The 13,890-nt window shown below is 65.5% G+C and carries 17 protein-coding genes; 12 read left to right on the top strand and 5 right to left on the bottom strand.

Annotated features, from left to right (window positions below; translation table 11 throughout):
- Positions 1–64: 64 nt before the first annotated feature.
- From VGN68_RS05810 to VGN68_RS05785, 6 genes are all read left to right on the top strand, one after another.
- On the top strand, positions 65–232 hold the full coding sequence (locus VGN68_RS05810) for a hypothetical protein (protein WP_327474766.1): 168 nt from the start codon (positions 65–67) through the stop codon (positions 230–232).
- Positions 229–1,059: a diacylglycerol/lipid kinase family protein gene (locus tag VGN68_RS05805; RefSeq protein WP_327474764.1), complete on the top strand. Its 831-nt coding sequence runs from the start codon at positions 229–231 to the stop codon at positions 1,057–1,059. Before VGN68_RS05810 ends, VGN68_RS05805 begins: the two co-directional genes overlap by 4 nt.
- Positions 1,056–1,904 (top strand): metallophosphoesterase, encoded by an 849-nt coding sequence (locus tag VGN68_RS05800; RefSeq protein WP_327474762.1) that lies wholly within the window; start codon positions 1,056–1,058, stop codon positions 1,902–1,904. Before VGN68_RS05805 ends, VGN68_RS05800 begins: the two co-directional genes overlap by 4 nt.
- A gap of 123 nt (positions 1,905–2,027) precedes the next feature.
- Positions 2,028–3,089: an extracellular solute-binding protein gene (locus VGN68_RS05795; RefSeq protein ID WP_327474760.1), complete on the top strand. Its 1,062-nt coding sequence runs from the start codon at positions 2,028–2,030 to the stop codon at positions 3,087–3,089.
- Positions 3,090–3,157: 68 nt separating this feature from the next.
- On the top strand, positions 3,158–4,642 hold the full coding sequence (locus tag VGN68_RS05790; protein ID WP_327474758.1) for an iron ABC transporter permease: 1,485 nt from the start codon (positions 3,158–3,160) through the stop codon (positions 4,640–4,642).
- 10 nt (positions 4,643–4,652) lie between these two features.
- Complete coding sequence (locus VGN68_RS05785; protein WP_327474756.1) at positions 4,653–5,678, top strand: ABC transporter ATP-binding protein; 1,026 nt, start codon at positions 4,653–4,655, stop codon at positions 5,676–5,678.
- A 22-nt stretch (positions 5,679–5,700) separates the two neighbouring features.
- Here VGN68_RS05785 and VGN68_RS05780 read toward each other — a convergent pair whose 3' ends face one another.
- From VGN68_RS05780 to VGN68_RS05760, 5 genes are all read right to left on the bottom strand, one after another.
- Positions 5,701–6,264, bottom strand: coding sequence for a type 1 glutamine amidotransferase domain-containing protein (locus VGN68_RS05780; protein ID WP_327474754.1), 564 nt, complete (start codon positions 6,262–6,264; stop codon positions 5,701–5,703).
- Positions 6,265–6,407: 143 nt separating this feature from the next.
- Positions 6,408–6,902, bottom strand: coding sequence for a 30S ribosomal protein S9 (gene rpsI, locus VGN68_RS05775; protein ID WP_327474752.1), 495 nt, complete (start codon positions 6,900–6,902; stop codon positions 6,408–6,410).
- The gene (rplM, locus tag VGN68_RS05770) at positions 6,902–7,381 is read right to left on the bottom strand and encodes a 50S ribosomal protein L13 (protein ID WP_293700938.1); all 480 of its coding nucleotides are present in this window, start codon (positions 7,379–7,381) and stop codon (positions 6,902–6,904) included. The genes rpsI and rplM overlap by 1 nt, the downstream gene beginning before the upstream one ends.
- A 181-nt stretch (positions 7,382–7,562) precedes the next feature.
- Positions 7,563–8,366, bottom strand: a complete 804-nt coding sequence (locus VGN68_RS05765; protein ID WP_327474750.1) for a hypothetical protein — start codon at positions 8,364–8,366, stop codon at positions 7,563–7,565.
- Positions 8,363–9,412, bottom strand: a complete 1,050-nt coding sequence (locus tag VGN68_RS05760; RefSeq protein ID WP_327474748.1) for a COX15/CtaA family protein — start codon at positions 9,410–9,412, stop codon at positions 8,363–8,365. Before VGN68_RS05760 ends, VGN68_RS05765 begins: the two co-directional genes overlap by 4 nt.
- A 104-nt stretch (positions 9,413–9,516) precedes the next feature.
- Here VGN68_RS05760 and VGN68_RS05755 point away from each other — a divergent pair, with 104 nt between their 5' ends.
- The 6 genes from VGN68_RS05755 to VGN68_RS05730 form a co-directional block, all read left to right on the top strand.
- A complete protein-coding gene (locus VGN68_RS05755; protein WP_327474746.1) occupies positions 9,517–10,509 on the top strand; it encodes a M48 family metallopeptidase in 993 nt (330 codons plus the stop codon).
- 54 nt (positions 10,510–10,563) lie between these two features.
- The gene (msrA, locus tag VGN68_RS05750; protein WP_327474744.1) at positions 10,564–11,100 is read left to right on the top strand and encodes a peptide-methionine (S)-S-oxide reductase MsrA; all 537 of its coding nucleotides are present in this window, start codon (positions 10,564–10,566) and stop codon (positions 11,098–11,100) included.
- Between the two features lie 171 nt (positions 11,101–11,271).
- A complete protein-coding gene (locus VGN68_RS05745) occupies positions 11,272–11,784 on the top strand; it encodes a YfiR family protein (protein WP_327474742.1) in 513 nt (170 codons plus the stop codon).
- Complete coding sequence (locus VGN68_RS05740) at positions 11,781–12,998, top strand: diguanylate cyclase domain-containing protein (RefSeq protein ID WP_327474740.1); 1,218 nt, start codon at positions 11,781–11,783, stop codon at positions 12,996–12,998. Before VGN68_RS05745 ends, VGN68_RS05740 begins: the two co-directional genes overlap by 4 nt.
- A 15-nt stretch (positions 12,999–13,013) precedes the next feature.
- Positions 13,014–13,514: an OmpA family protein gene (locus VGN68_RS05735; RefSeq protein WP_327474737.1), complete on the top strand. Its 501-nt coding sequence runs from the start codon at positions 13,014–13,016 to the stop codon at positions 13,512–13,514.
- A gap of 64 nt (positions 13,515–13,578) precedes the next feature.
- Positions 13,579–13,890: sugar phosphate nucleotidyltransferase (locus tag VGN68_RS05730; RefSeq protein WP_327474735.1), on the top strand; the 312-nt coding region annotated here is incomplete at its 3' end.

Raw genomic sequence — 13,890 nt, 5'->3', positions numbered from 1 at the left:
TTGGAAATTGGTGCTGCCATTGTCACGCCCTATCGCGCGGTGAAGCGGGGAACAAGCGGCGGGCATGACCGACACCGCACTTCGTCACTCCGGACTTGATCCGCAGTCCATGAATTCTGAGGAAGGGCATGCCGGAAAGGAAAGATGGATCCCGGATCAAGTCCGCGATGACGAAAAGGAGGACAGCAATTCGGCTACCTTTTTCGTCCTCATGCGTAGAACAGCGCGATGACCAGTTCCTTCACCCGCCCCGCCCTGATCTGCAACACGCAAAGCGGCAGCCATGACGCCGCTGTCCGCGAACAGATTGCGGATCTTTGCCGCGCCCATAACGCGCCGCTTGTGACGACCTTTGCCCTGCCCGACGGCGACATTCCCGATACCGACGCGCTGAAGCAGCGCGGCATCGATCTGTTGCTGGTGTGGACCGGCGACGGCACGATCAACGCGGCGGCGACCAAAACCGCAGGTTGGGATGGTGCAATCCTGGCGCTGCCCGGCGGCACACTCAACCTATTGTCAAAAGCGCTGCACGGCGACCGGTCGGCACCCGACATTCTGGCTGATGTCCTGCAGGGCAAGACGCGGCGCAGCGCGATCCCGACGGTCCAGTCCGACGCCGGTACCGCCTTCATTACTGTCGTCGCCGGTCCCGCAACGCGCTGGGCCGAGGTGCGCGAGACGATGCGGCAGGACGGGATTATCGAGGCGAGCCGCGCGGCACCCGAAGCGCTCGACGAAATGCTGAACGCGCCGGGCGTCCGCGTGGGATCGGAAGGCGAAGCCTATCCAGCGGTCATTCTGACCCCGACCGCTGATGGCATTCGCGCCGACGGCATCCTGGCCGAGGGAACCGGCGACGTGCTCCGCCATGGCCTCGCGTGGCTCGGCGGTGATTTTCGCGACGGGCCGAGCGAGCTGATCGCCACCGCCAATACGATCGTGCTGGAGAGCGAGCAGACGATCAGCCTGGAATTTGACGGTGAGCTGGACGAGGTGGCGTCCCCGGCGAAATTTTCGCTCGGCGCCAGCGCGGTCGACTTCGTCGCGACCGCATGACGCGGCTGTTCCATATCAGCGACCTGCATTTCGGGCTGGAGGATCGCGCCGCGCTCGACTGGTTCCGCGAATGTGTGCGGCGCGAACAACCTGACGCCGTGCTGATTACGGGCGACCTGACGATGCGCGCGCGCAGCCATGAATTTGCCGCCGCTTGCGACTGGATCGAGGCGCTTGATGTACCGGTGACGGTCGAGGTCGGCAACCACGACCTCCCTTATTTCAACCCGCTCGCGCGCTTCTTTTGGCCCTACCGCCGTATCCGCAGGATCGAACGGCTGGTCGAGCGCAAGTTGAATCTTGCCGCGGTGGCCGTCGTGCCGCTCAAGACCACCGCGCGCGCGCAATGGCGGCTCGACTGGTCGAAGGGTTGGGTGACAGGCGACGCGCTCGCCAAGACGCTGGCCGCCATCGATGCGCTGCCCAGTGGAACCACCACGCTCGTTACCGCACATCATCCGCTGGTCGAAGCGGGAACGAAAGGTCGCGCCCTGACCCGCGGCGGCGCCCGCGCACTCGAAGCATTGGCATCACGCGGCGTTGCGGCGGTGCTGACCGGCCATGTCCATGACGCGTTCGACCTGGTCGCGCCCACCGCCGCCGGGCCGATCCGGATGATCGGTGCGGGAACCTTGTCACAACGCATCCGGTCCACCCCACCCAGCTTCAACGAGCTGCGGATCAAGGATGGTGACGTGGCGGTTCGGGTCCGCAATGTCGACGCGGTGCCGACCCCGGACATGCAGATTGCCGACGTCCCGCCCGACGCGCTGCCTCCGCGCGAACCGGGCGAGCCGGTGGCGCCAATCCACGCCATTCCGCCGGTCGATCCGCCGGTGCATTGACGCGGGCCGGCGCGCGCCCACTGTCGCTAATGCGAGCGACTTTCAATCTTTCGCGCATTCGGATACGGGTTGCAGTTGCCGCGCACGGCGCTTACGCCAGCCGACAAAAGGAGCCGTATTTCGATGACCACACCCACGCGTTTTCTTCCCTCGTTCGGATTGGCCCTTGGCGTTCTTGCCCTGATCGCCGGCTGCTCGCAGGAGGCCGGGGACGGCAAGGCGGCGGGCGGCGAGAAAGTCGTCAATCTTTATAGCGCGCGCCATTACGACACCGACCTTCCCCTCTATGAACGCTTCACCCGCGAAACCGGCATCCGGATCAACCGGATCGAGGGCAACGCCGACCAGCTCATCGCGCGCATGAAGGCCGAGGGCGCGACCAGTCCCGCCGACCTGTTTATCACCGCCGATGCCGGCGCGCTGTGGCGCGCCGAACAGGCGGGGCTGTTCCAGCCGGTCGAATCGGCAGTTATTTCAGAGCGCATCCCGGCTAATCTGCGCGAACCATCGGGGCTGTGGACCGGTTTCATGCGCCGCGCGCGCGTCGTCGCCTATGACAGCGCCAAGGTCCGTCCCGAAGAAGTCGATAGTTATGACAAGCTCGCAGGTCCCCGTTTTCGCGGTCAGATTTGCGTCCGGTCGGCGGACAGCATCTATAATCTTTCGCTCGTCGGAGCACTGATCGAAGCCTGGGGGCCGGAACGCGCCCAAGCCTGGACGCGCGGTATCGTCGCCAATATGGCGCGCCCGCCCGAAGGCGGCGACCGTGACCAGATCCGTGCCGTCAGCGCCGGGGTTTGCCAGATCGCGCTGACTAACAGCTATTATTACATCCGCATGGCGAGCGGTGACGATGCGGCGGACAAGGCGGTGACCGACCGGGTCAAACTCGCCTTTACGTCGCTCGACGGCCAGGGCGCGCACGTCAATATCTCCGGCGGCGGGGTGGCCCGAGGCGCGCCCAACAAGGCGAATGCGATCCGCCTGCTCGAATTTTTCACCGAGGCCGCGACGCAGGAACATATCGCGCGCCATAATAATGAATTTCCGGCCAGTCCCGCGGTAAAGGCTCCGGAACCGGTCGCGGCCTATGCGAACTTCGCGGCCCATCCGATGGCGGTCGCGGCCTTTGCCCGGCGACAGCCCGAAGCGCAGAAGATGATGAGCGCGGCGGGCTGGCGCTGAGACCGGGTCCACTCGGCCTCGCCGCCGCCCTGGCCGCGCTGATCGCGGCGCTGCCACTGGTTGGCGTCGTGATAGCGGCGCTGGGCAGCGGCGGCGACCAGATCGCGGGGTCTGAAATCGCGCGCTATGCGGGGACTTCAGCGCTGCTGGCACTGGCGGTCGGTGTCATCACGGCAACCGTCGGGACCGTCACCGCCTGGCTGACCGTGATACACGATTTTCCGGGGCGCCGTATCTTTACTTGGGCGCTCGTCCTGCCGCTTGCTGTCCCCGCCTTTGCGCTGGCTTATGCCTATGGCGATATGTTCGATGTGGCCGGTGCGCTGCGCACCGGCCTGCGCGCACACTGGGGTGTCGATCTGCCGATCGCGATGCGCTCGGTACCCGGAGCAGCCTTTGTGCTCGGCATGGCTTTCTACCCTTATGTTTATCTGGCGATGCGCGCGGCGTTCCTCAACCAGTCCGTCGATCTGATCGATGCCGGACGAATGCTGGGCGCGTCGCGCTGGCGAATCGTCCGCGCGGTGGCGCTGCCCGCCGCGCGACCCGCGCTGGCAGCGGGCGTGGCGCTCGCGGTGATGGAAACGCTCGCCGAATATGGCGCGCTCCAGTTTCTGAGCGTGCAAACCTTGACCACCGGCATCGTGCGCACCTGGTCGGTCTTTGGATCGACCGCCGGTGCGGCCCGGCTGGCGCTGCCGTTGCTCGCCGCGGCGGCGCTGCTGCTGTGGATCGAACGGGCGGGGCGGCGCGGATCGGTGCAGGAAGGCGGGCGAGGACGGATGCGGCCGATCCCGGTGGCGGCTCTCAACGGCTGGCGCGCCGCAGCCGCGACCGCCACCTGCTTGCTGCCGGTCATCGCGGGCCTGTTGCTGCCGGTTGCCTGGTTGCTGACGCTTACCCTGGCCCAAACGCCCGACTGGACGCGGTTGATAGCGGCAGCGGGGCGCACCCTCTCGCTCGGCATGGCGGGTGCGGTGCTGACGGTCATGCTGGCGACGGCGCTGGCAATCGGCGCACGTAAGATGCCTTATGCCGTCCGGCTGGCGAGCCTCGGCTATGCCACCCCCGGCGCTGTCATGGCGATCGGTCTGCTCGTTCCCGCAGGGATGGTGTGGCGCGGTACGGGCATATCCTCGGGCGTCGCGGTCGGCGTCGGGCTGTTGCTGTTCGCCTATGCTGCGCGGCTGATGGCGGCGGCGCTGGAGCCGATCGAGGCGGGGCTGGCGCGCATCGCGCCGTCCACCCGCGATGGCGCGCGATTGCTGGGGCGAAGCGAAATGCGCACGGCGTGGGACGTCGATCTGCCGATCGCGCGCGGCGCAATCCTGACGGCGGGGCTTTTCGTGTTCATCGACATCGTCAAGGAACTGCCCGCGACGCTCATCCTGCGGCCATTCGATTTCGATACGTTGGCGGTAATTGCGAGCAATTATGCGCTCGACGAACGACTGGGACAGGCGGGGCTACCGTCGATCCTGATCCTGCTGCTGGCGATCGGTCCGGTGCTGGTGCTGTCACGCCGCATTGCCACCTCGCGTCCGGGAACTTAGGTCGCTTTCCATGACGGAATCTGCTGCCCTGACAATCGAAAATATCGGCAAGCGCTTTGGCGATGTCGTCGCCGTGACGGACGCGTCCCTCACGCTGGAGGCGGGAACGGTGACCTGCCTGCTCGGGCCATCGGGGTGCGGCAAGACCAGCCTGCTGCGGATGATCGCCGGACTCGAACGGGCCGACATAGGGCAAATCCATGCCTCCGGCCGGATGCTGGCGGGCGAAGGCCATCATGTCGCGCCCGAAGATCGGGGCATTGGGCTGGTGTTCCAGGACTATGCGCTGTTCCCCCATCTCGACGTAGCGGCGAATATCGGCTTCGGGTTGCGTAATCTGGGTGCAGCGTCGCGGGCAGCGCGGGTGGCGGCGTTGCTCGACCGGTTCCGGATCGCCCCCCTTGCCAGCGCTTATCCGCACAGCCTCTCGGGGGGCGAGCAACAGCGGGTGGCGATCGCCCGCGCCTTGGCCCGCGATCCTGCCGTGGTGCTGATGGACGAGCCCTTTTCGGGCATCGAGGGTGCGCTCCGGCGCGAGATTCAATCCGCGATCCTGGGGACGCTGCGTGCATCCGGCGCGGCGGTGCTGATCGTCACCCACGATCCCGAAGACGCGATGCGCAACGGCGATCGGATCGTGCTGATGCATCGGGGGCGGATATTACAGGCGGGCACGCCCCAGACCTGCTATCGCGCGCCGACCAGCCTTGCGGCCGCGGCCATGTTGGGTCCGATCAATGCGATACCGGGCATCGTCAAAGCCGGACGCCTGCAATGCGATTTGACCACATATCCCGCGCCCGATGTCGCCGATGGACCGGCGTTACTGCTCGCCCGGCCAGAGGACGTCACGATTACGCCCAGCGACGACGACACGGCGAAGGCCGTCACCATCCTTGGCAATGCTTATATCGGCGGCAAATATGAGGTGACGATGGCCATCGATGACCTGACGCTGGTTGTCCATCAACCCGAGCCCGCCATCGACGGCCGATATGCGCTGGCCATCGATGGGGGCTCGGTGGTACCTGCCTGAAGGATTGCAGCCGACCGCGCTGCTATGATGCTGCGACCTTCGCCGCCGCGAGCGCATCGACAATCGCATCGCAGAAAGCCGGCAGATCGTCGGGGCAGCGGCTGGTGATGATATGGCCATCGACCACCACCGCCTGATCGACAAAATCGGCCCCGGCGTTGACCATGTCGGTGCGGATCGACTTGTAACTCGTCATCTGCTTGCCCTTGACCAACCCGGCCTCGATCAGCAGCCACGGGGCGTGGCAGATCGCGGCGACCGGCTTGCCGGCCGCGGCAAATTCACGGATCAGCGCGATCGCATCGGCATCTACGCGGAGCAGGTCGGGGTTCATCTGGCCGCCGGGCAGCACCAGCGCACCATAATCATCGGCTTTGACGTCGCTGATCTTCAGGTCGACCTCGATCTCGTCACCCCAATCGCCGTCGTCCCAACCGGCAATATCGCCCATTTCCAGCGATGCGATATCGACGTCCGCGCCAGCATCTTGCAGCCGTTCCAGCGGCACTTCGAGTTCGGACTGTTCAAAGCCGTGCGTGGCCATGATCAGGATACGCTGCGATGCGAGCGGTTCGGCGACGGCCATGCGATATTCCTTTCAACAATGAATATCCTGAACGCCGTCGTCGCCGCGCTTGTTGCATCGCCCCGCAATCGCGGCAGCATAGAAAAAGGGCGGCCCGTCGCCGGACCGCCCTCCTCTTCTCCACCCGTCGGTGAAAAAAGCTCTTAACGCTTCGAGAACTGGAAGCTGCGGCGAGCCTTGGCCTTGCCGTACTTCTTACGCTCGACGGCGCGGCTGTCGCGGGTCAGGAAGCCAGCCGCCTTGACCGGGCTGCGCAGCGCCGGTTCGAAGCGGGTCAGCGCCTGCGCGATGCCGTGCAGCACGGCGCCTGCCTGGCCCGACAGGCCGCCGCCCTTGACGGTGGCGACAATGTCATAGCTGCCGACGCGATCGGTCAGACCGAAGGGCTGATTGATCACGAGGCGCAGCGTCGGACGTGCGAAATACACTTCCTGGTCACGGCCGTTGATGGTGATCTTGCCCGTGCCGGGCTTGAGCCACACCCGGGCAACGGCGTCCTTGCGGCGGCCGGTCGCATAGGCGCGGCCCTGCTTGTCGACGATCTTTTCGCGCAGCGGCGCGGTCGAAACCGGAGCGGCGGTACCTTCGACGGCGCCACCAAGGTCCTTGAGATCGGTCATGGTCTGTTCGTCAGCCATTATGCACCCACCTTGTTCTTGCGGTTCATCGACGCAACGTCGATCACTTCGGGGTTTTGCCCTTCATGCGGATGTTCGCTGCCGGCGAAAATGCGCAGGTTGCGCATCTGCTGGCGACCGAGTGGGCCACGCGGGATCATGCGTTCGACGGCCTTTTCGAGCACGCGCTCGGGGAACCGGCCTTCGAGGATCTTCGCGGGGCTGGTTTCCTTGATGCCGCCGGCGTAGCCGGTGTGCTTGTAATAGCGCTTGTCCTGCAATTTCTTGCCGGTGAACGCCACCTTCTCTGCGTTGATGACGATGACATTGTCACCGCAATCGACGTGGGGGGTGAACGACGGCTTGTGCTTGCCGCGCAGGATGCTGGCGATGATCGATGCAACGCGGCCCACAACGAGACCCTCGGCGTCGATCAGCACCCATTTCTTTTCGACCGTGGCGGCGTTCGCCGATACGGTCGTCTTGGTCAGCGCCTTCATCATGGCACGCTCCTTGACAGATGGGACTGGGCGATAGAGCAATACCCCAACGCCCGAAACAAACCGCGCCGCCTGATCCATGATGGACGCAGCGGCGCTTCGGAGCGGGCCAATGGCGCCAAGGGGGCGGAAAGTCAAGCAGTGCGCGGCTTTGCTGACGGGTATTATGATACCTTAGGCTTTACGGGACCGCCTCAAGCGCCCGCACCCGCTCTTCGACCAGCGTTCGCTCGCTGACATCATCCGCGACGATCCAGCTCTGCCGCCGCTCCTGCACCAGCAGTCCAGTGACGGTATCAATCGTCCAGCGGTGATCGATTTCGAGGGGCTGAGTGCGACCTCCCGCTGCGGTCGAACTGCGCTCAACCTTGGTGATCGTGCGCAGCTTAGCGTCCTGGACAATCGACACCTTCGCGTCATTCTGCGCCGCCTGGGTGGGGATCGCAGCGTTCGCGGTGACGACAAGAGCGCGCACGTCGGCCGTCGCCAACCGGTCCCGTTCGGCGGTCGGCAGGGCCGCAATCACCTGCGCCAACTGCCGGGCCTCGGCGCGCCCGCCATCGGCGCCGGCGGTTTCGATCCGCACCGTCGCCCGCTCCCACAGGCCTTCGGGATCGACCAGATCAATCCGGCTGCCATCGGGAGCGACCAGATAGACCAAAGCTTCGCCGACGAGCGGCTGGATCATCAGGGTCAGGGCGCGGGTCACCGCGGGCGGCGCATCCGAATCGATCCGCTGCAACACCGCTTCGAGTTGATAGCCGCGGCCGATCCGCTGCCATTGCAATGCATAGACGAGCGAGAAATTGATCAGCGACCCGTCGCGGCCAATGCGGCGCGTCGTGATGCGATAAGACATCGGACGGCCGACCGGCGGGGCAAACTGGATCGGCGCGAGGATCTGCGCCGACGATGCATCGGCTGGCACGGGTGGGGGTTGAAGGACCAGCAGCAGCGCGCTGCCGAGCCCGCCAAGCAGCATCATAGAGTCGCGCGGCCCAGCCGGTGAAGCGCGGCGGCGGCGATGGCGACCAGAATCGCCCCCACCACCTGATGCGCGACCGCGACCCACATCGACACGCCAGACACCACCGTCCAGATGCCCAGCAGCATCTGGCCCGCGACAACCGCGACGAGCAGCGCCGCTTCGCGCTTTGCGCCAAGCCGCGACAGGGTGCGCGCAAGCCATAGCAGCGCAAGTGCGGCGATCCATGACCACCAGCGATGCAGAAAATGGATCAGGAAGGGGTCGTTGGTCAGCGCCAACCATGCGCCGCCGGCCCAGTCGATGCCCTCTGGCACGACATGATCGTTCATGAGCGGCCATGTGCTCGATACGAAGCCCGCATTAAGCCCCGCTACCCACGCCCCTAGCAAGAGCTGGACAAACAGGATGGCGATCACGGCGACGCCGCCACCGGTCAGCCGTGCGGGCCGCGCCGCCGGGTCGCGCGCCTGGGCATCAAGGTCGCGCGCGGTCCACACCAAACCGGCAAGCAAAAACAGCGCGGTCAACAAATGCGCCGCCAGCCGGAAATGGCTGACGTCGGTGCGATATTCGAGCCCCGACGCGACCATCCACCAGCCGATCGCGCCTTGGAGACCGACGAGTGACGTCAGCGCCAACAGGCGTAGGCTATAACCAGCCGGGATTGCGCGGCGCCAGGCGTACCAGGCCAATGGCAGCACCATCGCCATGCCAACCACCCGCCCCAGGATGCGATGCAGCCATTCCCAGAAGAAAATCGCCTTGAACCCCGCCAGCGTCATGCCGAGGTTGATTTCCTTATATTCGGGGATCTGCTTGTACTTTTCGAATTCGGCAACCCAGTCGGCCTCGTTGAGCGGCGGCAGCACCCCCGAGACGGGCCGCCATTCGGTGATCGACAATCCCGATTCGGTCAGGCGCGTAATTCCGCCGACGCCGACCACGATGACCACCAGCAACGCGACCGCCCACAGCCAGCGCGCGAGCGCCGCAGGGCGGGGTTGGCGGGCGGCGGGCGGAGACAAGGTTGCAGCTTGCGTCATCGCTTCGTCCTATCGCCGCTCGGCCGTCGATAGGCAAGCGTCCGGCAAAAACCGACGTCAGGAAATTCATGGCAGTGACAGGGGCGCATTGATAAGCGGGGCCGATGCACCATCATGCGTCCATCCTGCTTGCCGTCCTGTCGCTGCTGACCGCGACCCCCGCAAACGCCGCAGCGTCCGGCGACCCTTCCCCCTATAAGGCACTGGCGGCGCTGGAGGCGCGCGTCGCGGCGATCGGGTTTCGTTTGACCACCGCCAACGCCGCATGGTGCCGCGTGCAACAGCCGCAATTTGGTTGGATCTGGGGTGACCCGCGGCTTTATGCTGCGGATCGGCGGCCCGCGGCGCTGGCCGCCTATGGCGCTTCGCATCGCGACGCACCCTTTGTTGCGGCCATTGCGCCGACGTCGCCCGCCGCCAAGGCCGGGATGCGCGTCGGCGCCGCCGTTATCGGGATGCAGGGTCGTGGTCCGCCGGAGGGCGCGGACGCCCACCCCTTTGCGCGGATCACCGCAATCGAGAAAATGCTCGCGGCGCTGCCGCCGACCGCTCCGCTCGTGCTCGACACGGGCGAGATCGGCGCGCTGACCCTGATGCCCGTGGCCGGTTGCATCAGCGATTTTCGCGTGGAGGCCAGTGACAGGGCCGCCGCGGTCGCCGACGGCCGGATGGTACTGGTCCATCAGGGCCTCGCCGAATTTGTGCGCGACGATGACGAGCTGGCCGCGGCGATCGCTCACGAGCTGGCGCACAACATCCTGCGTCATCGTGCCCGCCTTGATGCCGCAGGCGTCGATCGCGGGCTGGGCAAGCAGTTCGGGCGTAGCGCCCGACTGTTCAAGCAGACCGAGATCGAGGCGGACAGGCTGTCCGTCTGGTTGCTCGCCGGCGCAGATTATGACCCTGGCGCCGCCGCCCGATTCTGGCAGACATTCGGTCAGCGCCCGGGCCGCCCGATGTTTCAGGCGGCAACGCATCCGGGGTGGCGCGATCGTGTCGCATCGCTTCAAGCCGAAGCGGCGCTGATCGCTGCGGCGCGCGCAGCGAACCAGCCGCTGCATCCGCCGCTGATCGACGCCCCGCCGCCCTTGGAATAGCGGCCGCGCCTTCCTATCTGTCAAACTCTTCTCCCCCGACCAAGGATCGACCCCATGACGCATGAAACCGCCATTTTCGCCGGAGGCTGCTTTTGGTGTACCGAGGCGGTGTTCCAATCGCTCGCGGGGGTCGCGACGGTCGAAAGCGGCTATATCGGCGGCCATGTCGCCAACCCGACCTACAAGCAGGTGTGCGGCGGCGATACCGGTCATGCCGAGGCGATCCGCATCACCTTCGACCCCGCGGTCATCACCTATGACGACCTGCTCGACGTGCATTTCGCAACGCATGATCCGACGACGCTGAACCGCCAGGGCAATGACGTCGGCACCCAATATCGCAGCGCGCTGTTTCCGCTGAACGCCGCGCAGGGCGATGCCGCGCGCGCCGCGATCGAGCGGGCGCAGGGTGACTGGCCGACACCGATCGTCACCACAATCGAGCCGGTGTCCGACTGGTATCCGGCCGAGGATTATCATCAATCCTATTGGGATGGCGAAGGCCAGCGCAATCCGTACTGCATGGCGGTCATTCCGCCGAAGCTCGCCAAGTTGCGCAAGGGTTTCGCGGACCGGTTACGCACCGAATAAACGGCCGACGGACCACCGACCGACTGTTGCCAAATGGTCGCATGACGTCCTTTTCATTGACTTTCCAATCCTTTTGGCTAGCGGACGCCCCCGCGCTGGGGCAGACTAGGGTCAAGCGCAGTTGGGGGTCGCTGCAAAGTGCTGGCATCGCTGTTTCTGATTGGCGCGTCGTTGACGACGCCCCAGATGTCGGTTCAGGCCGCAAGCCAGACGATCGTCGAGGACAGCGACGACGGCATGGCGCGCGCTGTGAACCGGATGGTCGGCGGCATCGTCAGCTATGCCCGCTGGCCCGATGGCGCAGCGGGTTCAGCGCGCGTGATGTGCGTGGTCGGTACACCGCGGTTGACCAATCGCATGGCCCCCGACGTCCCGGGCGCCGGATCGGTGCTGGTGCGCCGTTTGAGTGCCGCCGCGGTGATGGGTCGATCCGACTGCGACATCCTGTTCCTCGGCCGCATGGCGGTGGCCGACCGGCGACAACTGATAGCATGGGTTCGCGGCCGCCCGATCCTGACGATCACCGACGACGATGCGGCGTGCATGTACGGCGCGATGTTCTGCCTGAGTAGCCGGGCGGCCAGCCTCAGCTTTTCGGTCAATCTGGACGCCATCGGGCGCGGGCCGCTTCGTATCGACCCGCGGGTGCTCAGCATCGGTCGCAGCGTGGGAGGCGCGTCATGACGGGCCAGACATCCGAACGGATCGGCGCGCGCACGACGTTGCAAAAGCTGCTGTCGCGCTTTCATTTCGGTATCACCTTGTTCGCGGTGGCGCTGTCGGGTCTGACCATCCTCCTCGCCGGAGTGTCGGCGCTGCGCGGTTATGCCGATCGCAATATGGAGTTGGCGGCGCAGCTTGGCGCGTACGGCGTCGAACCGGCGCTGGTGTTCAACGATCCACGAGCGGCACGCGAGGGTCTGGAACCGCTGACCCGCATCCCTGGAATTGCTCGGCTGCGCGTGCTCAACGACCGCGGCGAACCGCTCACCCAATGGGCGTCGCCGATAGCCGACCCGGCGCCGACGCTGACGCGCATTTTCTTTCCGCGGCCTTTTGCGGTTGCGGTCGAGCGCAACGGATCGGCGATCGGGACGATCGAGGTCTGGGGCGATAGCTCGACCCTGATCGACTATGTCCGCATCGGCCTGCTCGCCGGGCTCGGGTGCCTGCTGATTACGGCGTTCGGCACGATCTTTCTGGCACGGCGGTTCGAATATGAGCTGGTCAAGCCGCTCAACGAAATTGCGACGGTCGCGCATGACGTGCGGCTGCATCGCCGGTTCGACAAGCGGGTCAAGGCCTTGGGGATTGCCGAACTCGACCGGTTGGGCGGCGACATCAACGCGCTGCTCGACGAATTGCAGGGGTGGCAGGGCCATATGGAAAGCGAGCGGGCCGTGCTGGCGCACCGCGCATCGCACGACGCGCTGACCGCGCTGCCGAACCGGGAATCCTTTGACCAGAAGCTGGCGCAGCGTATTGCAGCAGCTGGCACCCCGGACGACCGCTTTGCGTTGATGTTCATCGATGCCGACAATTTCAAGGCGGCCAACGACAATTTCGGCCATGCCGCGGGCGACGCGGTGCTGATCGCGCTGTCGCAGTGCATTCGGGACGCGTTGGGGCCGGAGGATTTCGCCGCCCGCATCGGCGGCGATGAATTTATCGTCGTCGTCGATCGCATCGCCGCCGAAACCGTTCGTGAGGATCTGGCCCGAAATATCCGCAATTGCGTCGCGCAGCCGATAACCTTGCCCGGCGGCGAAACCTATTCCGCATCGGTGAGCGTGGGGGTTGCCATCTATCCCGACGATGGCACCGATGCGACCGCGCTGCTGACCGCCGCCGATGCAGCCATGTATGACGAAAAATTGAGCAACCGTTCCCGGACATGACAACGGAGTGACCCCGTGATCCAGACTGCCCCCGCCACGATCAGAAGCCTTTTCGTGATCGCTTTCGCTTCGCTGCTCGCCGCGTGCCAGACGGTGCCGCCGCAGACCGGCTTCACGCCCGAGCAGGTCGCCGTCCTGACGGCGGAAGGCTTCGTCGATCAGGGCTTCGAATGGTCGCTCAACATGCCCGAGCGCCTGCTGTTCCACACCGACGAAAGCACGATTTCCGCCGAGCAGCAGACGCATATTGCCCGCATCGCGGCGCGGCTGGTCGGGGTCGGCATCACCACCGCGCGGGTCGAGGGACACACCGATTCGGTCGGCGCAGCCGATTATAATGTGAAGCTGTCGAAAGCCCGGGCCGATGCCGTCGCGGCGCCCATGCAAGCCGCCGGAATGCCGCTGTCGCCCGATCGGATCGTCGGCCGCGGCGAGGATTTCCCGATATCGAGCAACGACAGCGCAGACGGACGGCAGGACAATCGCCGCGTCGTCATCATCGTGTCCCCCGAGTAAGCGTCGGAGCGCTCAGCCAAGCGCGCTCTTTTCTTGCGCACGCCTGGCGGCTAAGCCGCAGCCCATGAAACCGATCCGCAAAGCCGTTTTTCCCGTTGCCGGTCTCGGCACCCGCTTTTTGCCGGCGACCAAGGCGATCCCCAAGGAGATGTTGCCGATCGTCGACCGTCCGCTGATCCAATATGCGGTCGATGAGGCGCGCGAGGCGGGGATCGAGCAGATGATCTTTGTCACCGGCCGCGGCAAGAGCGCGATCGAGGATCATTTCGACATCGCGTTCGAGCTGGAAAAGACGATGTCCGAACGCGGCAAGGATCTGTCGGTGCTGGAACCGACGCGGCTTGGTCCCGGCAATTGCGCCTATGTCCGCCAGCAG

Source organism: Sphingopyxis sp. (genome assembly GCF_035998965.1).
GTDB lineage: Bacteria > Pseudomonadota > Alphaproteobacteria > Sphingomonadales > Sphingomonadaceae > Sphingopyxis.
Note: the sequence above shows the minus strand (reverse complement) of the source record. Positions and strands in the feature narration are given on the sequence as shown.

Bases quoted from the DNA above. Each gene is read 5' to 3' on its own strand.
- rpsI (WP_327474752.1), bottom strand. From the start codon at position 6,902: ATGGCTGACGAACAGACCATGACCGATCTCAAGGACCTTGGTGGCGCC.
- VGN68_RS05755 (WP_327474746.1), top strand. From the start codon at position 9,517: ATGCACCATCATGCGTCCATCCTGCTTGCCGTCCTGTCGCTGCTGACC.
- VGN68_RS05765 (WP_327474750.1), bottom strand. From the start codon at position 8,366: ATGATGCTGCTTGGCGGGCTCGGCAGCGCGCTGCTGCTGGTCCTTCAA.
- VGN68_RS05810 (WP_327474766.1), top strand. From the start codon at position 65: ATGACCGACACCGCACTTCGTCACTCCGGACTTGATCCGCAGTCCATG.
- VGN68_RS05780 (WP_327474754.1), bottom strand. From the start codon at position 6,264: ATGGCCGTCGCCGAACCGCTCGCATCGCAGCGTATCCTGATCATGGCC.
- VGN68_RS05785 (WP_327474756.1), top strand. From the start codon at position 4,653: ATGACGGAATCTGCTGCCCTGACAATCGAAAATATCGGCAAGCGCTTT.
- VGN68_RS05800 (WP_327474762.1), top strand. From the start codon at position 1,056: ATGACGCGGCTGTTCCATATCAGCGACCTGCATTTCGGGCTGGAGGAT.
- VGN68_RS05740 (WP_327474740.1), top strand. From the start codon at position 11,781: ATGACGGGCCAGACATCCGAACGGATCGGCGCGCGCACGACGTTGCAA.
- VGN68_RS05795 (WP_327474760.1), top strand. From the start codon at position 2,028: ATGACCACACCCACGCGTTTTCTTCCCTCGTTCGGATTGGCCCTTGGC.
- VGN68_RS05805 (WP_327474764.1), top strand. From the start codon at position 229: ATGACCAGTTCCTTCACCCGCCCCGCCCTGATCTGCAACACGCAAAGC.
- rplM (WP_293700938.1), bottom strand. From the start codon at position 7,381: ATGAAGGCGCTGACCAAGACGACCGTATCGGCGAACGCCGCCACGGTC.
- VGN68_RS05760 (WP_327474748.1), bottom strand. From the start codon at position 9,412: ATGACGCAAGCTGCAACCTTGTCTCCGCCCGCCGCCCGCCAACCCCGC.
- msrA (WP_327474744.1), top strand. From the start codon at position 10,564: ATGACGCATGAAACCGCCATTTTCGCCGGAGGCTGCTTTTGGTGTACC.